At 68.7% G+C, this 21,028-nt stretch carries 19 protein-coding genes and 1 tRNA gene; 7 read left to right on the plus strand and 13 right to left on the minus strand.

Annotated elements, in window-relative coordinates:
- Positions 1-345 precede the first annotated feature (345 nt).
- From GPX89_RS33730 to GPX89_RS33740, 3 genes are all read right to left on the minus strand, one after another.
- Complete coding sequence (locus tag GPX89_RS33730; RefSeq protein ID WP_157391764.1) at positions 346-1,350, minus strand: peptidase MA family metallohydrolase; 1,005 nt, start codon at positions 1,348-1,350, stop codon at positions 346-348.
- A gap of 110 nt (positions 1,351-1,460) precedes the next feature.
- Positions 1,461-2,465, minus strand: a complete 1,005-nt coding sequence (locus GPX89_RS33735) for an NlpC/P60 family protein (protein ID WP_157391908.1) — start codon at positions 2,463-2,465, stop codon at positions 1,461-1,463.
- Between the two features lie 211 nt (positions 2,466-2,676).
- The gene (locus GPX89_RS33740) at positions 2,677-3,306 is read right to left on the minus strand and encodes a C40 family peptidase (RefSeq protein WP_157391765.1); all 630 of its coding nucleotides are present in this window, start codon (positions 3,304-3,306) and stop codon (positions 2,677-2,679) included.
- A 586-nt stretch (positions 3,307-3,892) separates the two neighbouring features.
- Between GPX89_RS33740 and GPX89_RS33745 the strand changes: the two genes are divergently transcribed.
- Together GPX89_RS33745 and GPX89_RS33750 are read left to right on the plus strand one after the other, a co-directional pair.
- Entirely contained in the window at positions 3,893-5,650 is a 1,758-nt protein-coding gene (locus tag GPX89_RS33745) for a DEDD exonuclease domain-containing protein (RefSeq protein WP_328602612.1), read from the plus strand.
- Between the two features lie 357 nt (positions 5,651-6,007).
- Positions 6,008-6,628 (plus strand): class I SAM-dependent methyltransferase, encoded by a 621-nt coding sequence (locus GPX89_RS33750; RefSeq protein ID WP_157391767.1) that lies wholly within the window; start codon positions 6,008-6,010, stop codon positions 6,626-6,628.
- Here GPX89_RS33750 and GPX89_RS33755 read toward each other — a convergent pair.
- Positions 6,625-7,701, minus strand: coding sequence for an AraC family transcriptional regulator (locus GPX89_RS33755; RefSeq protein ID WP_157391768.1), 1,077 nt, complete (start codon positions 7,699-7,701; stop codon positions 6,625-6,627). The genes GPX89_RS33750 and GPX89_RS33755 overlap by 4 nt on opposite strands.
- Positions 7,702-7,798: 97 nt before the next feature.
- Here GPX89_RS33755 and GPX89_RS33760 point away from each other — a divergent pair, with 97 nt between their 5' ends.
- Positions 7,799-8,992 carry an oxygenase MpaB family protein gene (locus GPX89_RS33760; RefSeq protein ID WP_157391769.1) on the plus strand — a complete coding sequence of 398 codons (1,194 nt, stop codon included), beginning with the start codon at positions 7,799-7,801 and terminating at the stop codon, positions 8,990-8,992.
- Between the two features lie 57 nt (positions 8,993-9,049).
- Here GPX89_RS33760 and qcrB read toward each other — a convergent pair whose 3' ends face one another.
- The 4 genes from qcrB to ctaE all read right to left on the minus strand — a co-directional run bounded on the left by qcrB (position 9,050) and on the right by ctaE (position 13,373).
- On the minus strand, positions 9,050-10,675 hold the full coding sequence (gene qcrB, locus GPX89_RS33765; protein ID WP_157391770.1) for a cytochrome bc1 complex cytochrome b subunit: 1,626 nt from the start codon (positions 10,673-10,675) through the stop codon (positions 9,050-9,052).
- On the minus strand, positions 10,672-11,820 hold the full coding sequence (qcrA, locus tag GPX89_RS33770; RefSeq protein ID WP_235948733.1) for a cytochrome bc1 complex Rieske iron-sulfur subunit: 1,149 nt from the start codon (positions 11,818-11,820) through the stop codon (positions 10,672-10,674). The genes qcrB and qcrA overlap by 4 nt, the downstream gene beginning before the upstream one ends.
- Entirely contained in the window at positions 11,817-12,677 is an 861-nt protein-coding gene (qcrC, locus tag GPX89_RS33775) for a cytochrome bc1 complex diheme cytochrome c subunit (RefSeq protein WP_157391771.1), read from the minus strand. Before qcrC ends, qcrA begins: the two co-directional genes overlap by 4 nt.
- 84 nt (positions 12,678-12,761) lie before the next feature.
- On the minus strand, positions 12,762-13,373 hold the full coding sequence (gene ctaE, locus GPX89_RS33780; RefSeq protein WP_328602613.1) for an aa3-type cytochrome oxidase subunit III: 612 nt from the start codon (positions 13,371-13,373) through the stop codon (positions 12,762-12,764).
- 170 nt (positions 13,374-13,543) lie between these two features.
- Between ctaE and GPX89_RS33785 the strand changes: the two genes are divergently transcribed.
- On the plus strand, positions 13,544-13,957 hold the full coding sequence (locus tag GPX89_RS33785; protein ID WP_157391772.1) for a hypothetical protein: 414 nt from the start codon (positions 13,544-13,546) through the stop codon (positions 13,955-13,957).
- A gap of 65 nt (positions 13,958-14,022) precedes the next feature.
- Positions 14,023-15,078 carry an anthranilate phosphoribosyltransferase gene (trpD, locus tag GPX89_RS33790; protein WP_157391773.1) on the plus strand — a complete coding sequence of 352 codons (1,056 nt, stop codon included), beginning with the start codon at positions 14,023-14,025 and terminating at the stop codon, positions 15,076-15,078.
- On the opposite strand, the gene GPX89_RS33795 is transcribed toward trpD, so the two are convergent.
- Positions 15,075-15,611, minus strand: coding sequence for a phosphoribosylanthranilate isomerase (locus GPX89_RS33795; protein ID WP_157391774.1), 537 nt, complete (start codon positions 15,609-15,611; stop codon positions 15,075-15,077). The genes trpD and GPX89_RS33795 overlap by 4 nt on opposite strands.
- Before the next feature lie 95 nt (positions 15,612-15,706).
- On the opposite strand from GPX89_RS33795, the gene GPX89_RS33800 reads away from it, so the two are divergent.
- Positions 15,707-16,015, plus strand: coding sequence for a hypothetical protein (locus tag GPX89_RS33800; RefSeq protein ID WP_157391775.1), 309 nt, complete (start codon positions 15,707-15,709; stop codon positions 16,013-16,015).
- A 21-nt stretch (positions 16,016-16,036) separates the two neighbouring features.
- Here the strand turns inward: GPX89_RS33800 and GPX89_RS33805 are convergent, their stop codons facing one another.
- Positions 16,037-16,312 (minus strand): Lrp/AsnC family transcriptional regulator, encoded by a 276-nt coding sequence (locus tag GPX89_RS33805; RefSeq protein WP_157391776.1) that lies wholly within the window; start codon positions 16,310-16,312, stop codon positions 16,037-16,039.
- A gap of 26 nt (positions 16,313-16,338) precedes the next feature.
- Positions 16,339-16,794 (minus strand): MarR family winged helix-turn-helix transcriptional regulator, encoded by a 456-nt coding sequence (locus tag GPX89_RS33810; RefSeq protein ID WP_328602614.1) that lies wholly within the window; start codon positions 16,792-16,794, stop codon positions 16,339-16,341.
- Between the two features lie 90 nt (positions 16,795-16,884).
- On the opposite strand from GPX89_RS33810, the gene GPX89_RS33815 reads away from it, so the two are divergent.
- Positions 16,885-17,736 (plus strand): SDR family oxidoreductase, encoded by an 852-nt coding sequence (locus GPX89_RS33815; protein WP_157391778.1) that lies wholly within the window; start codon positions 16,885-16,887, stop codon positions 17,734-17,736.
- Positions 17,737-17,744: 8 nt separating this feature from the next.
- Here the strand turns inward: GPX89_RS33815 and GPX89_RS33820 are convergent.
- Positions 17,745-17,819, minus strand: a tRNA-Asp gene (locus tag GPX89_RS33820).
- A 94-nt stretch (positions 17,820-17,913) separates the two neighbouring features.
- Entirely contained in the window at positions 17,914-20,958 is a 3,045-nt protein-coding gene (locus tag GPX89_RS33825; protein ID WP_198347719.1) for an AfsR/SARP family transcriptional regulator, read from the minus strand.
- Positions 20,959-21,028: the final 70 nt, after the last annotated feature.

The following is a 21,028-nucleotide window of genomic DNA, read 5'->3' on the forward strand; positions in this document are numbered from 1 at the left end:
CCGAACCCTCCCACCCCGCCCCTCGTGTCGCCCCACCGCGTACCCGGTCGCCCCGCCGCGCGCCCATACGAGGGCGATCATGGCGACCCGAGGCGCGGACCTGGAGCTGCTCATGGAGCAACGGGCCGAGCCTGGCGGCGGAATGCTGCTCCGCGTCGACGTGGAGCGATTCAACGCGCCCACACCCACTGGACCCTCCACCTCTCCGCCCCACCCGTCCGTCCGGACGACGGCTCGACATCTGGCTCCGACCCCGAAACCCCACCGCATTTCAAGATCAGGGAGCTGTCGTCGCGGGAATTCGGACGAATCTCCTCGGTGAGAGCTCCCTGGCTCTTGTGAGAGTTATGCGCCGTCTGCGGTGCGCGCGGTGATCCAGACGCGCCAGTCGGTGAGGAAGTCCCGGTAGGTCGTGCCCAGGGCGGTGCGGAGGGAGTTCTCCACCGCGGTGCGGTCCTTCGGGCCGGAGGCCAGATCGCGGTACAGGTCCACGAGTTTGGGGTCGCCGTAGCGGTCGGCGATGAAAGCGCAGGCGGACCAGCCCTGTTCGTAGGCGAGGGAGGCTTGGCCGCTCGTGGGGGTGAACATGGCGTCGGACGGGAGATCGGCGGGGAGATCGCCGGTGCGGGCCTTGGTGGTCAACGTCGGCGCGATCTGGGTGATGGGCCGGTGCATACCGCGGTAGGCGGTGTATTCAGCCGCGCCCTCGAGCATCCACATCGGCGAGCCGTCGACGGTGATCTTCCGCGTCGCCATATGCGTGAGCTCGTGCCTCAGCACCGCGCGCAGCCCGTCGGCTCCGAGCCGATGCCCGGCCTCGGGCCCGAAAACCACGCGCTGTCCGGTCAATTCGGCACCGGGCCGAATCGGATCGGCGACGGTGGAGGCGGCGACCCCGGCGGGAACGTCACCGACGGCGTGGGTGAGTGCGGCGAATTCGGCCGGACTGGACGCGACCACCACGACAGGGGCCTGATTCCACTGCTGACCCCACAGCGAAGTCACCGCCGTGGTGGATGCTGCGAGTTCGCTTGCTAATACATCGATATCGTTCCGCTGCCCGGAATGCCCGAGCACGACACCCACCCGCCCCGATCCGGTGGACACCGTCTCCGCGACCGGCTTGCCGTAATACTCCATGCTCCGCTTCACCAGCGGCACCTGCGGATCGGTCGCGCTGAGCCCGCCGGATTCCGGGGCGACCGCGCGCAGCGTCGGCAGCACCGAGTTCGGCAGCATGAGCAGTGCGCCGCAGGCGGCGGTCAGACCGGTGACCATGACCAGCGTGGCGACGAACTGGAACCGCCGTCGCGCGGCCAACCAGCCGCGCACCCGCCGCAGAGCGCTCATCGCCACCTCGTCGTGCTCATGCTGTGCCCATGGGGCATGAGAGGGGACCCTACGTGGTTACGCAAGCTGCCTCCTTCGGGTCCTGACCTCTCATGCCCGGTCCAGCGAACTCAGAACCGGCGCGCCGAATGGAACGGTGTGGAGCCCATCGGCGCGACCTGGACGGGAACGCCGAAAGTCGAAGCGTGCAGCATCAATCCGTTGCCGGCGTAGATGCCCACGTGTGAGATGTCAGAGTAGAAGAAGACCACGTCGCCGGGCTGCAGGTCCTTCTCGTCGACCGGCGTGCCGTAGGAGGACTGCTGCTGACTGGTGCGGGGCACGTCCTTGCCTACCTGATGGAAGGCCCACTGCACGAGTCCGGAGCAGTCGAACTGGTCGGGACCGGTGGCGCCCCACACGTAGGGGTCGCCGACGCGGGTGAGCGCGGCGGCCAGGGCGCTGGTGCCGGAACCGGGGACCAGGCCCTTGAGCAGGCTGTCGCGGTCGAAACCGGGCGGGAACATGGAGCCCGCGAGCGCGGACTTGTCGCCGGCCGAGAGCTGACCCCACGCCGCGATGACACCGGCCATGGAGCCCTGCAGCGCGGCGCGTTTGGATTCCAGATCGGATCGGACCGAGTCGGCGGCGGCGCTGGCGGCCTTGGCGGCGTCCGCGGCGGTGCGCGCGACGGTCTCGGCGGCAGAGGCGGCGTCGGTGGCCTTCTGGAACTGGCTCAGTTGATCATTCGTGCGCGCGCCCACGAAGTCGACGATCGACATCTGGTCGAGCAGCTGCTGCGGCGAATTGCTGACCAATAGCGAGGTGAGTCGATTGGTGCGGCTGCCGAGCAGTGCGGAGCTGGCGGCGCGATCGATGACCGGTTGGTACTGGCGAATTTCGGCCTTGGCGGCGTCGAGCGTCGCGGCCGCGTCGGCCGCGCGCTTCTCGGCCGCGTCGGAAGCGGCGACCTTGGTGTCCAGATCGGCCTGCGCGTTGAGCGCCTGCTGATTGAGCTGTTCGGATTGCCGCGAGAGATCGATGAGCCGCTGCACTGCTTCCCCAGCAGTGGTCGGTGCGGAGGCCGGATCGGCGATCGCGGGTCCGATACCCAGAGTTCCGTAGGAGCCGACCATGAGGGCGCCTACGGTGAGGGCTCCACCCACCAGTCGCTTGGTGCGTTGACTGTGTGTCCGATGAGGCTGCTGCGCTGCCACGGTTGGTGTCGTCCCGTTCTCTTACCCCGAGCTGGTCAAGAAGGTCTCGAATAGATTACGAAACGGCGACCGGTTGTGTCCAGCAGGCCACGAAATCGTCACGGCCGCCGCGTCGTAATCCGAGGTGAAGCTAGATGCGGACGGCGCCCGCGAACGGCATCGAGGAGATCGGCGCGACCTTCACCGGCTGACCGGAGGTGGACGCGTGCACGACATTGCCGTCGCCGATGTAGATGCCGGAGTGGCTGCCGCCGTAGAACGACACCACGTCGCCCGGCTGCAGGTCGTCGAAGGAGACGGGCGCGCCCGCGCCGGCCTGCTCGTAGCTGGTGCGCGGGAGGCTGACACCGGCCTGCGCGTAGGACCACTGCACGAGGCCCGAGCAGTCGAAGGCGTTCGGGCCGGAGGCGCCGTACACGTACGGGTCGCCGATGCGGCTCATGGCGGCGTCGACCGCGGCCTGGTGCACGTTGTTCTGCGGGGCGGGGGCGGCCGGGCCGGGACCCTGCGGGGTGACGATGCCCGGGATCTCGGGGATGTTCACCGGGATGGACGCCGGGGCGCCCGGAATGGCCGGAAGCTGAATCTGGTCGGGCACATCGAAGACGCCGACCGGAGTGTTGACCGGCTGGGCCGACGCGGGCGTGGCGGGCAGCAGCAGCGCGCTCAGCGTGGCAGCGCCGACGGCTCCGGCCGCTGCGGCACGGCGCGCGGTGCGCTGGATGCCCCGGACCTGTCGCTTGGTGGAGGTGGTCGCCATGGTGAGGTACTTCCAATCTGCCCCGCGACGCTGCACCCGGTGGTGCGTCGGACTCCGCGAGGTCTCAGGAAGATTACGAGCACATAACGGTGCTTTGTAAAGCCGAGGCGGTCGGTACGTGAACCGAAATTGTTACGCGACCCTTTTTCGGTGCGACAAACGTCACAGCAATCACGAAACAATAACGGCTGGCGTTTCCGCGAGAGCGTCCCAATGGCTACCAGTGGGTAGCAAGAGCGCCCTCGAGGCCCTTCCGACCTGGACGAATTCCGCATAACACAAGGTCAGAGCGACGGCCTCTGACCTGGGGGTCTGCGACACGCTCGAGCGACACGCCCGACCGCAGGACAGCGGGACAGCACACACCCCACCCCGATCCGGACCAACCGGCCCCTTCCTCAAAATTGATCCATAATCCGAATTAAAGTGACCCTGGTCACAATCTCGCATATTTCAGCAATTCGGGGATTTCATCTCGAGAATCTCGATCATAAATTCAGACATTTCCCCAGTTCGCAATGATCAACTCCCGGTCCGGCCTGCGGGTTCCCCCGCTTGTCGGACCCTGCGCCTACGCTTGCCGTCCGTGTCTTCGAGATCCGATCCGGCCGGGCAGCTGGCCTTCGATGAGCTCGAAACCCCGCTCTATGACACGACCTTCGTCGTCGTGGACCTGGAGACCACCGGCACCAGTCCGGACGGCGACTCGATCACCGAGATCGGCGCGGTGAAGGTGCGCGGGGGCGAGGTGCTGGGAGAGTTTGCGACGCTGGTGAATCCGGGGTGCGCGATTCCGCCGCAGATCGTGCAGATCACCGGGATCACGACCGCCATGGTGGTGGACGCGCCGCGCATCGAGCAGGTACTGCCCGGGTTTCTGGAGTTCGCGCGGGGCGCGGTGCTGGTCGCCCACAATGCCCGCTTCGATGTGGGGTTCCTGAAGGCCGCGGCGGCGCGCTGCGAATTGCCGTGGCCCGCTTTCCAAACGGTGTGCACGGTGCAGCTGGCGCGGCGGGTGCTGCCGAAGGACGAAGCGCCCTCGGCCAAGCTCTGGTATCTGGCGCAGCTGCTCGGCGCGGAGACCAGGCCCACGCACCGGGCCCTCGACGACGCCAAGGCGACCGTGGACGTGCTGCACGCGCTCATCGCCCGGGTGGGCAATCAGGGCGTGCACAGCCTCACCGAGCTGCTCGACTATCTGCCCGAGGTGACCCGCCGCCAGCGCGCCAAACGTGTGATGGCCGCGGACCTTCCGGCGACGCCGGGGGTGTACCTGTTCCGCGGTCCGTCGGAGGAAGTCCTCTATATAGGGACCGCGGTGAACCTGCGCCGCCGCGTCCGCAACTACTTCACCGGTTCCGACACCCGCCCGCGCATGCGCGAGATGGTGCAGTTGGCCACCCGCGTCGATCACGTCGAGTGCGCGCACGCCCTGGAGGCGGGCGTGCGCGAGCTGCGTCTGCTGCTGGCCCACACCCCGCCCTACAACCGCAGATCGAAGTTCCCCCAACGGGCGTGGTGGCTGACCCTGACCGACGAGCCCTTCCCCCGCTTCGCCGTCTCCCGCACCCCCACCCGGGACGCCCTGGGCCCCTTCACCTCCCGCACCGACGCCCAGGAGATCGCCGCGACTCTCGCCGAACAATCGGGCCTCCGCACCTGCACCACACGGATCCCACGAACCGGTCGGCACGATTGCCAGCCCGCCGTGGTCGGCGGTTGCCCCGCGAGCGCCCAAAACAGCCCCCTATATATAAAGGAATACGAACGAGCCCCCGCCGCGATCCGCGCCCTGCTCACCGGCACCGACGACGCCCTGCTGCACGACATCGCCACCAAGCTCGAAACCCTTTCCACCGCAGAACATTTCGAAGCCGCAGCCCGACTGCGGGATCGCACTGTGGCAGTGATCCGGGCCCTCCGCCGCACCCAACGCCTCGCCGCCCTGGCCGCCATCCCCGAACTGATAGCTGCCCACCCCGACGGCGCGGGTGGCTGGCAGTTCGCGATCATCCGCCACGCCCGCCTCGCCGCCGCCGGCACCGCCGTCCGCGGCGTCTCCCCCATGCCGGTCGTCGACCGCCTAGCCGCCTCCGCCGAAACCGTCCTCCCCCCACTGCTGTCGGGGCCCGACGAGGACCGCGCCTATCCCCCACTGCGCGGTGCCCTTCCAGAGGAGGCGGGCCTCCTCGTCCGCTGGCTCGAACAACCCGGCACCCGCATAGTCCGCACCACCGACGGCTACGCCGAACCCCGCCTCGGCGCGGGCGGGTGGCTGCGATGGGCCGAACATGCCGAGGCCGCCGCACAAATTACCGAGCCGGGTCAGACCTCGACGCTCTGACAGCCGAACCCGACGGAGCGTGAGTGGGTGGCTCGGGAAGCCGCGCGCACTGCCGAGGAGGCGAGCCTCGCATCTCACCCCTCCAGCCGAAACGGCTGCTCGCCCCGTCGGGTGAGGTAGGCATCGACGTCGATCGGCGCAGGTGGCCCTCGGGCGACGAAGCCGTCGACCGCGGTGTCCGTCCGGCATCCCCGAGGTACCTGGACCGACGAGCCAGGGGCCGGACGCGGCATTCGAACCGAGGGTCACCGTCCATGGCGTCGAAATACGTGGCCGCGGAGGTGAATTCGTGGTGCCACGGTGCACGAGGGAGCCGAAGGCGGGGCGGCGAACCGCGGTCGCTGCCAGAATGGCGGGATGTACGTTCCCGATGTCGAACGCTGGAACCACAACGTCGAGTACCACTCCCTCCTGGTGACGGCGATCGCGGGCGCGAAGGACGTCCTCGACGTCGGGTGCGGGGAAGGCATGCTGGCCCGTCGGATTCGGCGCACCGGGGCCGAGGTCACCGGCATCGACCCCGACGCGCGCAGCATAGAGCTGGCCCGGGAGCAGTCCGCCGAGGGCGACATCACCTATCTGCAGGCCGATTTCCTCGAGTACCCGTTCGAGCCGGAGTCCTTCGACGGGATCGTCTCCATCGCGGCTCTGCACCACATGGACTCGACCCGGGCCCTCACCCGCATGCGGGAGCTCCTGCGTCCCGGCGGCACCCTCGCGATTATCGGCATGGCGCGCAACGACTTTCCGGCGGACCTGCCCTGGGAGGCCGCGGCCCTGCTGACCAGCTTCAAGGACCGCCTGTTCCGCGCCCAGTGGGCCCACCCCTCGCCGATCGTGTGGCCGCCGCCGGAAACCTACGCCGAGATGCGGCGCACCGCCACGACACTGCTGCCCGGAGTCCGCTACCGACGCCACCTCCTGTGGCGCTATTCGCTGGTGTGGACCAAGCCGAATCCGACCGCGCCGCAGGCTTAGTGCCACCGCGGGCCGCGGTGGGCGCGGCTCGGCGGGTGGCCGTGCCAGCGGCGGTAGGCGTGGCTGAAGGCGGCGGTGTCGGAGTAGCCGAGGTGGCGGGCTACGGCCTCTACGGTGAGGCCCTGCTCCAGGAGTTCAACGGCGAGGAGTTGCCGGACCTGGTCCAGGACGCCACGAAAAGTGGTGTGTTCCTCGGAGAGCCGGCGGTGCAGGGTCCGCTCGGACATGGCGAGTTCACGTGCCACCTCGGTCAGCGAAGGCATCCGGGCCGGGTTCTGTAGCAGCAGATGGCGTACCTGTGCCGCTGCGCCGGTGAAGCGGGCTCGCTCGTCGAGCAGGGCTTCGCATTGCTGGACGCACAGGGCGGCGGTGAGCGGTTCCGGCGCGGGCGTGGGGCGGTCGAGGACGATGGCGGGGATGGTGAAAGCGTTTCGGGCAGCGCCGAATTCGATGACGATCTCGATGCCGAACCGACCGACCAGCGCGCGGGCGGCGTCGAGGTAGGCGGGTTCCTCGAGAGCGGTCAGTTCGAGGCGGACCGGGTCGGCCAGGGTCTCGACGGCTTCCAGCACCGCGGGTGACAGCAGCATCGACGCGACGCGGAAGCCCGAGACCAGGTCGCGCACCAGCAGGAAGGGCCGCACATCGGGCGGTACGTCCCCGTCTCCTACTTCCACCAGCAGCCCCGCCGCGTTCTCGGTGAAGGTGACGTCGAAGAAGTCGGAGGTCAGTTCGACGAATCGCCGCAGCAGCCGCAGCGCCTCACGCACAGTTGCGCTCGACAGCAGGGCGTACCCGAGCATCCCGGCGCTGGTGAGCGAGTACCGCAGCCCGGTCTCCAGCCCGAGCCCACGCGGATCCTCGCCGCTCGCCAGCAGATTCCGGATGACCCGCAACTCCTGCCGAGGCAGCACCACGGCCCCCGGGTAGTCGAGATCCGCTGCCCGCAAGTCACTCCCAGCCAGCAACTCCGCCGTGGTCAGCCCGTGCGCGCGCCCGGTGTCGAGCAGATATCGCGTCGACACCGCCGGACGTGCGATCTCCCACCGCGACGGCCGCACCGGCTCCCCCATATGGCGGAAACTAACAAATACCGGTCACCTTGTCACCTGTCCGCCCGAACCCCGGCTTCCTACCGTCGAATACAGAGTTTCGAGGAGAGGAAGGCCCATGACCGTTCCCTTCGATGCCGCCCGAGCGGCGCGCATCGCCAGAGCCCGGGACGTTCTGCCTGACGAGGTGGTAGACCGAGTCGTCGACGGCATGTTCCGAACCGACAGCGTGATCGATTCGGTCGTCGAGGACTTCGCGGGCCTGGGTCGCGGCACCGGTTGGCGGCTGCTCGGCGAGGCCCTGCGCCACCGCGATCCCAACCCGCCCAGTGCACCGGACTCGCTGCGAGAACTACTGACCCCCTTGCTGAATCCCCCGGACTGGTTCGACCCGATCCAGATTCGGCGCGGCGCCCAGCTGTGGTGGCGTTTCGCCCCGGCCGTCATCATCGGCATGGGCGGCACCCTGATCACCGCCTACCGCTTCGGCGACCTCAACAAGCCCCAGGCCATGAACTCCCGCTCGGAAACCATGGCCGCCCGCCGCTACGAGGAAACCTCCCGCTGGGTCCTGGCCGCCACCGATCCGGGCACCCTGGTCCCCGGCGGCACCGGCTTCGACGCGACCATCCGAATCCGCTTCGTACACGCCATGGTTCGCCGCCACCTGCGCCTCAGCGGCGCCTGGCAGCGCGATGCCTGGGGCGACCCCATCCACGCCACCGGCATGGCGGTCACCGCCGACGCCTTCCTCCTCATGCCGCTGTCCCTGTACGGCCTGTTCGACATGACCCTGACCGCTGATGAACTCGAAGCCATCCGCCAGTTATGGTGCTGGATCGGCTGTCTCATGGGCATCCCCGACAATCTGCTCGCCCACTCCATTGACGACGCCGGGAATGTCAGCCGCGCCGCGACGATCATTTTCGCCCCGCCCGACGAGGACACCGAGACCCTCACCCGAGCCCTGCTGCGCACCGGTCTCCACCCCGAACGTCTCCTCCCCCAACCCTTCTGGCGACCGACCGCCCCTGTCCTGCGCCCCGTGATCTCCACCCTGGTCTGGGGCGGCACCGGCCGTATCGTCACCGCCTACTCGGACCCCGACGGCACACCGCCCCGCCATCACCCCGCGATTCTGACGTTGCGTCAGGTCGCCCGCGCCCGCAAATACCTCCGCCGCACAGGAAGACTCGGCTCCGACGAGCGCATTGCCGAAACCCAGCGCCGAATCCTGTCCGGCGCCCTGGACGCCATGAAGGCCGCCTCCGCCCCAGTGGACCCCCGGGATGCAGTCACACCCAAGCCCTGAAAAACGGGGAAGGCCCCGAGTCGAATTCGACTCGGGGCCTTCCCTTGTGACGAGCGATCAGTGATCGGTCTTGCCGTTGCCGGAGGCGGCGTTCTGGGCCGACTCGAGGGCGGCGAGCATGTTGTGCTCTTCCTCGTGGGCGATGGCCACGTTCTGCTCCTGCTCCGACGCCGGGTCGGCGCGCATGAAGGAGCCGGTGCCGGGGGCGCCGGCGGAGCCGAGCTTGGACATCTTCTTGGGCACCGGGGCGCCCTGGTATTCCAGCGGCAGCGGGTGGCCGTGCGAGTCGACCGGGCCCAGGGGCTGGTGGATCTCGATGTACTCACCGTGCGGAAGCCGCTTGATGACACCGGTTTCGATGCCGTGCTCGAGCACCGCGCGGTCGGACCGCTGCAGGCCGATGCAGAAGCGGTAGGCCACGAAGTACGCCAGCGGCGGGGCCAGCAGCAGCGCGATGCGGAAGAACCAGGTGGTGGCGTTCAACGAGATGTCGAACTTGAGCGACAGGATGTCGTTCACACACGCCAGGGTCAGCACCATGTAGAACGCGATGGCCATGGAACCGATGGCGGTCCGGACCGGCACGTCGCGCGGACGCTGCAGCAGGTTGTGGCGGGCGGTGTCGCCGGTGAGGCGCTTCTCGATCCACGGGTAGGCGATCAGCACGGTGAACACCAGGCCCATGATCAAAGCGACCCAGAACGGCGCCGGGACCGTGTAGCGGCCCAGGTACAGCTCCCACGGCGGCATGAGACGCGCCATGCCGTCGGTCCACATCATGTAGAAGTCCGGCTGCGAACCCGCGGAGACCTGAGACGGGTTGTAGGGACCCAGGTTCCAGATCGGGTTGATCTGGAAGACGCCACCCATGATCGCGACGATGCCGAGCGTGAAGGCGAAGAACGCGCCCTGGTCGGCGGCGAACACCGGGATGATGCGGGCGCCGACGACGTTCTTCTCGGTGCGGCCCGGTCCGGGGAACTGGGTGTGCTTCTGGTACCAGACCAGCGCCACGTGGGCGGCGATCAGGGCCAGGATGATGCCCGGCAGCAGCAGCACGTGCGCGATGTAGAGGCGCGGAATGATGATGGTGCCCGGGAAGTCACCGCCGAAGATCAGCCAGTGCATCCAGGTGCCGATGACCGGCACACCCATGGTGATACCACCGAAGGCGGCGCGCAGACCGGTGCCGGACAGCAGGTCGTCCGGGATCGAGTAGCCGAAGAAGCCCTCGAACATGGCCAGGATCAGCAGCAGCGAGCCGATCACCCAGTTCGCCTCACGCGGCTTGCGGAACGCGCCGGTGAAGAAGATGCGGAACAGGTGGATGATGATCGACGACGCGAAAAGCAGCGCCGCCCAGTGGTGCACCTGTCGCACGAACAGACCGCCGCGCACCTCGAAGGAGATGTTCAGCGCGGTCTCGTAGGCCCGCGACATGGTGACACCGCGCAGGGGCTGGTAGGCGCCCTGGTACACGGTCTCCGACATGGACGGGTCGAAGTACAGCGTCAGGTAGATACCCGACAGCAGCAGGATGATGAACGCGTACAGCGCGATCTCACCGAGCAGGAACGACCAGTGGGTCGGGAAGACCTTGTTGATCGATCGCTTGGCGAAGGCCGCTACCCGGTAGCGCTCGTCGATTTCGTTGGCCTGCACGGCCGCTTTGCTCGGGCTCATGAACGACGCTCCCAGTAGGCCGGGCCGAGGGGCTCGATGAAGTCGTGCTGGGCGACCAGGTAGCCATCGGCGTTGACGGTGATCGGCAGCTGCGGCAGTGCACGCGCGGCCGGACCGAAGACCGGCTTACCCCATTCGACAGCCGAGAACTGCGACTGGTGGCAGGGGCACAGGATCCGGTTGGTCTGCTGCTCGAACAGCGAGGTGGGGCAGCCGAGGTGGGTGCAGATCTTCGAGTAGGCGAAGTAGTCGCCGTAGTTGAAGCTCTCCTGGCCCTTGCGCTTGATGGCGGTCTCGGCGTCCTTGGTGCGCAGGCGGATCAACATGACCGCGTTGCGGATGCCGCGCAGCGACTCGAGGGTCTTGTGCTCGTCACCGCGCCAGGATTCCTTCCAGGGGAAGACGGTTTCCATGGCGCCCGCGTCCAGGTCCTCCGGCTTGACGAGGACGATGTCCTCGGGACGGCCGGTGTCGCGGCGCAGGAAGACGGTCTCGCCCGGGTAGTCCGGGGTCCAGCCCGAGACCCACAGCGGCGACTTGTCGCGCTTGGCCCACGGGTTCTTGATCATGCCGCCGATGAAGACGAGGCCCGCGCCGACGCCCAGCAGGCCCGCGCCCAGACCCGCGGTGCGGGTGATGAGCTTGCGGCGGCCCAGGGTGGAGGTCTCGCCGGCGTCCATCAGCTGCGCGACCAGGGTGCGGCGGTCGACCTCCTTGGACGTGCCGTCGTGGCGGTCCTGGATGGAGATCTCGGCCGGGATGAAGTGCTTGCGGATCAGCACGACCGCGATGCCGATGGCCAGCACGGCGATGCCGAGCGTGATGCCGTACAGCGGCGTGGTCAGCGTGTACTGGCCGTTGCCGTCCTGGTGCCGGCCCTTGTACTCCCAGGGCCAGAACAGGTAGATGCCGATCAGCGCGGCGGCCGAGATGGCCGAGATGCCGAACCACATGGCGACGCGGCGCTCGGCGCGCTTCTCGGCGCGGGTGCCCTCGACCGGCCAGCGGGGGGCGCGGTAGGCGACGTCGACGCCGTCGAGCTCGGTACCGAGCTTGACCAGCTCGTCGCGCGACATGGCGTCGAGCTGCTCATCGGTGGGGTCAGTGGGGTTGTCCCCCATGCTGTTTCGCTCCTGTTCGCTCATGACCGGGAACCGATCCACATCGCGGAACCGACCAGGGCCACGATGCCGACGACCCAGATGGCCAGACCCTCGGTGGCGGGACCGAAGCCGCCGAGGCCGTAGCCGCCCTCGGACTTGGTCTCCATGCGGTCCTTGATGTACGCGACGATGTCCTTCTTCTCTTCCGGCGTCAGCTGCCGGTCGGAGAACTTGGGCATGTTCTGCGGGCCGGTGAGCATGGCCAGGTAGATCTGCTGCTCGGTGGCCTCCTGCAGCGGCGGCGCGAACTTGCCGGACGACAGCGCGCCACCCTTGCCGGTGAAGTTGTGGCAGGACGCGCAGTTCATGCGGAACAGCTCGCCACCGCGGCCGAGGTCACGATCCGCGACGATGGACTCCGAGGCGACCTCACCGTTGCTGTCGCGCAGCACGGTCGGACCGCCGCCCTGGGACTCGACGAACGCGCCGAGCGCGTCGGTCTGGTGCGCGTCGAACTTCGGGGGCTTGCGCTGGATCTGCGCCTCGTTGCGGGCGGCTGGCATGCGGCCGGTGGAGACCTGGAAGTAGACCGCGGCCTCACCGACGCCGATCAGGCTGGGACCGCGATCCTGGACGCCCTGCAGGTTGGCACCGTGGCAGGTGACGCAGGAGGTGTCGTAGATCTGCTTGCCCTCGCGGATCAGCGCGGACTGGTCCTCTTTAGCGGTCGCGACCTGAGCCTGCGGGGTCAGGGCCGACGCCGCGAAGCCGGCTCCGACGAGGCCCATCAGGAGAACCACGGCGCCGACCAGCCGCCGGCGTGTGCGGCGCTGCTTGCGGATCTTGGTGGCCTGGCCGATCCCCTCGGGATCTGGCGCTGACGGGGGAGATGAACTCATCTGTGTCCCTTTGGAGTAGACGGAACCGACTTGTACAAGCTGTGGTCGCCGACGCGGGGCTGGATGCATCGGCCGTGTCCGGTGCTAGCGGACGAAGTAGATCGTGGCGAAGAGGCCGATCCAGACGATGTCGACGAAGTGCCAGTAGTACGAGACGACGATCGCCGCCGTGGCCTGCGCCGGGGTGAACTTGCTGAGCTTGGTGCGCACCAGCAGGAAGATGAAGGCGATGAGACCACCGATGACGTGCAGACCGTGGAAGCCGGTGGTGATGAAGAACACCGAGCCGTACACGCTGCTCGAGATCGAGGTGCCCTCGGAGTAGAGGCCGTGGTACTCGGTGGCCTGACCGGCGACGAAGAACGCGCCCATGATGAAGGTCAGCACGTACCAGCGGCGCAGCCCGAACACGTCACCGCGCTCGGCCGCGAACACACCCATCTGGCAGGTGAAGGACGAGGCAACCAGCACGCAGGTGACGGGCACGGCCAGCTTCATGTTGAGCTCGGTCGGCTCCGGCGGCCAGTTTCCGTGCGCCTGCGCGCGAGCAACGAAGTACATGGCGAACAGGCCGGCGAAGAACATCAGCTCGCTCGACAGCCAGATGATGGTACCGACGCTGACCATGTTGGGCCGGTTCAGCGAATGCACACGCTGGGTAATGGCCGATCCTGGGGTCCCTACTGCGGTCGTCACGCCGGTAAGTATGACTTGTCGTAGTACGACAGGCGTAGCGGGGTACGAAAGTTCGTCGTACGTGTCGGAAAGCCCAGGGCGAGCGAGCGTCTCGCGGGGGCTCTCGGCGTGTCACGGTGGAGCCTAGATTGCGCAGGTAAGAGGAAGCTGAGCCGTGCTGAGAGGGTCTTATGAGTGTCAAATCGTGGTGGCGACGGCTGCTCGGGCGGAGCGCGACAACGGAACTGGATCCGGCGCGCCCGGATCTGGTGGTGGTGGCGTCGAGTTTCGATGACGCCGAGGCCTGTTCAACGGCACTGGGCAAGGCGCTCGACTGGACCGCCGACCAGCCCGTGGTGCTCCGCCATCACCTGCGAGTGCCTGCCGCACAGGTGAATGCGGTGCAAGTCATTGCCGCGCAGATCGGCTATGACACCGCCGCGGTCGGTGAATCCGACCCCGTGAAGCTGGTCCTGCAGCGGGTGCAGGTTCTCGACGCTCTGCACTGCTCGCAGGAGCGTTCCCGCATTACCGCCATAGCCCACCGTCATGACGGCGACGTGCTGGGCTGGGATGCGTTGCAGCCCGCGGAGCCGGGCCGGTAGGGGTTCGGGGGTCGAAGACCCCTGAGAGTCCCGAGAGTCGGGGTCTCCGCACTAGAGTTGCCCCCATGAGTGCGCGCAGCTGGCGAGAAATTCTCGGCATCCTCACCGACGGCAACGACCTGTCCCTGGATGAGGCCGCGTGGGCGATGAACGAGATCTTCACCGACAACGCCACCTCCGCGCAGATCGCCGCCTTCGGCGTGGCCCTGAAGATGAAGGGCCCGACCCCGACCGAGCTGAACGGCCTGGCCAGCGGCATGCTCTCGCACGCCCGGCGGGTCGAGCTCGAGGGTCCGGCGATCGATATCGTCGGCACCGGCGGTGATCGCTCGGGCAGCGTGAACATCTCCACCATGTCCTCGATCGTGGTGGCGGCCAGCGGGATTCCGGTGGTCAAGCACGGCAACCGGGCGGCCTCCTCCAAGAGCGGCGGCGCGGATGTGCTGGAGGCGCTGGGCGTGAAGATCGCGCTCGGCCCGCGGTCGGTGGCCGAATGCGTGCGGCAGACCGGGATCGGCTTCTGCTTCGCACCGGTGTTCCATCCCTCGCTGCGCTACGCCAGCAAGGCGCGCGGTGAGATCGGCATTCCGACGGTCTTCAATATCCTGGGCCCGCTGACCAATCCGGCCCAGCCGGGCGCGGGCCTGATCGGCTGCGCCTTCCCCGATCTGGTGCCGGTGATCGCGGGCGTGTTCGCCGAGCGCGGCGCGTCGGCGCTGGTGGTGCGCGGCAATGACGGCCTGGACGAGATCACCACCGCCGACACCACCGACGTGTGGGTGGTCGCGGGCGGCCTGCGGCACGAAACCACCGTCGACCCAACCGAACTCGGCATCGAGCGGGTGGATCCGTCGGCGCTGCGCGGCGGCGACGCGGAGATGAACGCGGTGATCGCCCGCAATATGTTCGCCGGGGATCCGGGCCCGGTGCGCGACGCGGTGCTGCTGAACTCGGCGGCGGCGCTGGTGGCCTACGACCTGCGCCCGGAGGAGGTCGAGTTCGATCTGCACGCCAAGCTGGCCGTGGCCCTGAAGCGGGTGGCCGAGACCGTCGATTCCGGCGCCGCCTCGGCGCTGCTGGAACGCTGGGTCACCGTCTCCAACGAACTCGACGCGAATTAGCCCTCGGTGGCCCGGAGGAAGTCCCGCATGGCGTCGAAACTCTTGACGCCCGGGGCGAGTTCGACCGAGCTGGAGACGTCGACGCCGTAGGGCCGGTGGGCCTCGATGACCCCGGCGACATTGCCGGCGCTGAGGCCGCCGGCGAGGACGACCTTGCCGGGCACCGTGTCGAGCCAGTCCGGGAATTCGGCGAAGACGCCCGAGCCGGTGCTGGCGTCGTAGAAGAAGTACTCGCTGCGCTGTTCCGGGGCGGGTGCGGCGGCCGAGCAGTAGGCGAGGTTCGGCAGGGCGGTCCAGTTGTAGAGCTGGACGACGTCGAAGTCGTCGATGACCGCTTCCACCTCGGTCTTGTCGAAGGCGACGACGAAGCTGCGGATCCGGCCGCGCGCGTGGGCGGCCAGCTCCCGGGCCCGGGCGGGCTCGACGTAGCGCTTGCTCTTGGTCGTGCCCACCACGCCGATGGCGGAATAGCCGAGCTCGACGGCCCAGTCGATCTGTTCCTCGGTGGTCAGTCCGCACACCTTCACGAACATGTATTCCCGCTCTTTCCTCTGAGTGTCCTGAGAGTTCGGACCACCCAGCTGTGTGTTTGCCATTCGGATTGTCACAACGGCGTTACAGTTTCGACATGCGATACGGAGTGGTGCTGCCCGGCCTGGTGGCCGTGTTCCTAGGCATCGGCATCCCGGTGGCCGCGGCGCATTTCGCCCATACGGAGTCCGCTGAACCCGGCAGTCTGAGCGTGGACGGCCGCAGCTACGGCACACCCGACGACTGCGTGACCATCCGCAGTGTCCCGCATCGCCTCTCCGTCGACAACGAGACCGCGCTGCGGGCCCGGGTGTATCTGTTCCCCGGCTGCAAGGGCGGCGTCACACACATCATCGAGCCGGGGCACACCGGCACCGCCCTGGGCGCGTCGGTTCAGACCCGCTGACCCGGGCGGTGTCCGGCCGGGCTATTCGCCGATCGAGAAACCGGCCTCCACGTCCGCGCGTGAGTACGACTTGAAGGCGATGTGGGTGGCGGTGCGCAGCACGCCGGGGGTCTTGTTGATGCGGCCGGTGACCACCTCGGCGATCTCCTCGTGGTCGCGCACCCGCACGACGGCGATCAGGTCCACGTCCCCCGCGCACGAGTAGACCTCGGCCACGCCCTTGATGTCGGCGAGTTCCTGCGCGGTCTCGGGGATCCGATCCGGCTCGGCGGAGATCAGCACAATCGCGGTAATCATGCGCCCAACTCTAGGTGATCGCCGTGTCAGTCCGGGATCGACTCGGTGTGGTCGATCGGGCCGCCCAGCAGTTCGGCGGCGGCGCGGTGGATCTTTTCCAGCGCCGACATCAGGTGCTTTCGCTCCGCGTCGGTGAGGTCGGCGGTGACCTTGTCCGACAGCGCCTTCCGATCGGCCTCGACGGGCTCGCGGAGTTCGCGCCCGAGGTCGGTGAGCCAGAGCCGGACCAGGCGGTTGTCCTTGTCGTCACGACGGCGGGTGAGCAAGCCCGCGGCGGTCATGCGGGTGGCCATCTTCACCACGGTCGGGGTGGTGACGTTCAGGGCGGCGGCCATCTCCCCCGGCGTGCGGCCGTCGCGCTCCCAGAGCACGGCCAGCACGTGATTCTGGCCGAGGTGCAGGCCGAGGCGGCGCATATCGCGATCGGCCAAGGCGCGCAAGGCTTTCGAGGTGCGGCCGTGCAGGTCGAGGAAGTCGGACACTGAGCCTCCGGTCGGGTGCGGATGGGTATTGACCATCGATCGCTAGCCGTCTAACGTTTTTCGGTAGACGGCTAACGATCTGGAGATGTCATGTTACTGCTCACCGGAGCGACCGGGAACATCGGCCGCGAACTCACCCGCGTCCTCGACGCCGAATCCCTCGAATTCCGTGCCCTCGTCCGCGATTCCGCGCGGGCCCGAACCCTGCCCGCACGCGCCGAACTCGTGCCGGGCGATCTCGACGATCCAGCGAGCCTGGAGCGGGCCATGCTCGGCGTGGACCGCCTGTTCCTACTGGTCCCCGGCATCGGGCTCGATCACACCCGAGCGCTCCTGCGCGCCGCCGGGCAGGCGGGGGTGGGCCGGATCGTGATGATCTCCTCGGCCCACGTGCTGGTCGAGCCGCTGCCCGCCATGGGCAGCTGGCACCACGCACGCGAGAACCTGGTGCGCGAGAGCGGAATTCCGTTCACGATCCTGCGCCCGGGCGGCTATATGTCCAACGCCCTGGAGTGGATTCCGAAGCTGCGCGCCGGCGACCCGGTCCTGGACCCGTCGGGCCCGGGCCGCTTCGCCCCGATCGATCCCGCCGATATCGCGGCCGTGGCGGCCGTCTGCCTGACCGAGCCCGGCCACACCGGCGCCGCCTATCACCTCACCGGACCGGAGAGCCTGACGCTCGGCGAGCAGGTCGCGATCCTGTCCCGAACCCTGGACCGGGACATCAAGATTCGCGAGGTCGCCACCCCGGAGGAGGCGGTCGCCGCCCGCTACCCCAACGGCGCTCCCCCGCGCCTGGCCGAGGCGATCGTCGAGGGCTTCGCCCTCATGCGCGCCGACGCCGTCGGCGCCCGCACCGGCACGGTGGCCGAACTGCTGGGCCGCCCGCCGCGCACCTTCGCCGAATGGTGCGACGCCCACCGCGCGGCGTTCACCGACTGAATCTCTTGCGCCAGTAACGGGATTCGAACCCGTGGTCTCTTCCTTGACGGGGAAGCGAGGACTCCGGACTCCTCCACACCGGCTGGACCACCCCACGACCTGCGCGCCAGGGCGTCGGTGGCGACGAGAACAGTAACGACCCCGCGCCGAAAGCGAAACCGATTTTCCGGCGAGGGATCAGCCGAGTTCGGCGAGCAGGGCGCGGGCGTCGTCAGCCTCGGGGACCTCGAGTTCCTCGAAAAGGGCCAGGGCGCGGGCGGAATGGTCGCGGGCGGCCACGGTCTGCCCGAGTGCCTGCTGGGCCTGCGCGAGGCCGAGGAGGGCACGGGCCTCCTCGGCGCGGTCGCCCAGGTCGCGGCAGGCGGTGACGGCGGCGGCGAAGTCGGTGACCGCACCGGCCGGGTCGCCGAGGGCGAGGGCGATTTCGCCGAGGCCGTTGAGGGCCTCGGCTTCCTCGCTGCGGAAGCGGAGTTCGCGGCACAGGTCGAGGGCGCGGCGGTGTTGGCGGCGGGCCTCGTCGGGACGGTCCTCGCCGAGGTAGACCGGGCCGATATTGTTCAGGACCACGATTTCGCCTGTGCGGGAACCCAATCCACGGTAGAGGCCGAGGGCTTCGGCGAGGAGTTCGTGGGCTTCGGCGTAGCGTTCGAGGCGTTCGTTGACGGTGCCGAGGCTGGTCAGGCAGGCCGCTTCGCCGGCGCGGTCGCCGAATTCCCGGAACAGGGCCAGACCCTGGCGATAGTGTTCACCGGCCCGCTCGATGTCGCGCTGCCAGAAGACGTAGCCGAAGACGTAGTGGGCGCGAGCCTCGGCGCGCCCGTCGGCGGCGGCGCGGGCGAGATCCAGTGCCTGCTCGCCGAATTCGTGCGCCTCGTCCAATCGCCCGAAGCGCCAGGCGATCCAGGCCAGATCGCTGCACGCCCGGGATTGCGCCGCGAGGTCGCCGTCGCGGCGGCTGCTGCGCAGGGCCTGGGTGTGCATGGTGTGCGCGGTCCCGTAGTGGCCGTTTCCGTCGAGGTAGGCGTGCAGGCTGCGGGCCAGCCCGGCCGTGTATCCGGGTCGCGTCGCCTCGTCGGGTGCGATGCAGATGGCCACCAGGTTGATGCGTTCCGCGTCGAGCCATTCGATGGCCTGCGCGGGCTCGTCGAAGGTCAGGGTCGGCATCGTAATGGGTTGTGCACCGACCGAATCAACGGGTCCGATGCGGGAGCCGTCGGGGAAGAGCAGTCCGACGGCGTTGGCGACGGTGTCGTGGTAGTACCGGTAGAGGGCTTCCACCGCCGCGTCGCGGGCCTCGGCTGTCTCCTCTGCCGCAGCGGTGGCGCGGGCGTGCTCACGCAGCAGGTCGTGCATGGTGTAGCGGCCCGGCCGCAGCTGGGTCAGCACGTGCGCGTCGAGCAGTCGCTCCAGGTGGTCCTCGGCATCGGCCGCGTCGAGCCCGGTCAGCGCGGCGGCGGCGTACGGTTCGATATCGCGCGCGGGATGCAGTCCGAGCAGCCGGAACATGCGCTGCTCGGCGGGTTCGAGCTGCTGATACGACAGCGCGAAGGCCGAGGCCACCCCGCGTTCCGGCGTGGCGAGCTCGGTGAGCCGCCGCCGCTGGTCGCGCAGCCGCCCGGCCAGGTACTCGACGGTCCACTGCGGCCGGTGCGCCAGCCGGGCCGCCGCGATGCGGATGGCCAGCGGCAGGAAGCCGCACAGCTGCAGGACGTCCAGTGCCGCAAGGGGTTCCGTGTCCGCCCGCTCCCCCACGATGGCCCGGAACAGTTCCACGGCGTCGGCCGGGGCCAGCAGTTCCATCGACAGCGATTGCGCCCCGTCCAGATCCAGCAGCCGCCGCCGGCTGGTCACGATCACCCGGTGCGCCCCGCGCCCGGCCAGCAGCGGGCGCACCTGCGCGGTGTCGACAGCGTTGTCGACCACCACGATCACCCGACGATCCCGCAGCCTGGCCCGCCACAGCGCGGCCCGATCGGCCTCCCCCGAGGGGATCGCGTCATCGGCCACGCCCAGCTGACGCAGCAAGGCCCCCAACGCGATTCCGATATCGAGCGGATCCTTGCCCGGCGTGTGCCCCTGCAGATCGATGAAGAGCTGCCCCTCCGGAAACCTCTCCCCCAGCGCATGCGCCAACCGCACCGCCAGCGCGGTCTTCCCGATCCCGGCCATCCCGTCGATGGCCGTCACCTCGGCCTCGTTCCCGGTCAGCCACACATCCAGGCGCTCGATATCCTCCGTGCGCCCGATGAAGTCGGGGATGTCGTAGGGCAGGAAGCTCACGGTCATTCCGGCGTGATCTCGGCCGGAATCGACACCGTCGCTGTGGATCCCGGCCACACCTGCGCCGGGATGACCGGGCGCGACACGGTCCGCATCGAATGTGGCACCACTCGCATCGGGTGCGAGGCCGCTCGAATAGGCCGCGACGGCGGCGGGCCGCGGCGGGTCGATCGGCGCGTCGGCCGGGCGATAATCCAGGGCCGGGTCGCGGCGGAGGATGGCGTGTTCGAGGTCGTCGAAGGTGGAGCTGGGGTCGAGGCCCTGGTCTTCGACGAGGTGGGTCCGGTAGGAGCGGGCGGTGGCGAGGGCGTCGAGTTGGCGCCCGGCGCGGTAGAGGGCGAGGGACAGGTGGGCGGCGAGCTTCTCGCGCAACGGATTCGCGGCCAGGTGGGGCGGGAGTTCGTCGATGACGTGGTCGTGACGGCCGCCGGCGAGGTCGAGTTCGGCGAGGAGTTCGACGGCGCGCAGGCGGCGGTCCTCGAGGCGGGCGCGGGTGTCGGGGACGTAGTCGGCCTTCACGTCGGCCAGCGGCCGGCCGCACCACAGCCGCAGGGCGGTGCGCAGGCGGCGGGCGGCGGCCTCGGGGTCGGCGGCGGATTCGCGGCCGGCGGTGGCGGTTTCGGCGGCGAAGTCGTCGAGGTCGCACTGGCCGGGGGCCGGGTGGATGAGGTAGCCGTTGGCGCGGGTGTGCAGGATGTCGGCGATTCCCGCGCTACGCAGCACCTTGCGAACGGCGGTGATGGCGTGGTGGATCTGCGAGCGCGCGGTGTCGGGCGGGGTGGGCCCCCAGAGCGCGTCGGTCAGCTGCTCGACGGTGACCACCGCGCGCGCGTTCAGCAACAGGTAGGCCAATACGGCGCGATGGCGTGGCGCGAGTCCCGGTACGGCCCGCTCGTCCACCATCACACCGACCGGACCGAGCACCGTCAGTCTTACTGTCACCCGTACATCCACCATGAGCCGCTGTTCGTTCGGCACATCGCCGATGTACAGCGAATCTATCAACGCGCGC

The organism is Nocardia terrae, from assembly GCF_009760405.1.
Classification (GTDB): Bacteria; Actinomycetota; Actinomycetes; order Mycobacteriales; family Mycobacteriaceae; genus Nocardia; species Nocardia terrae.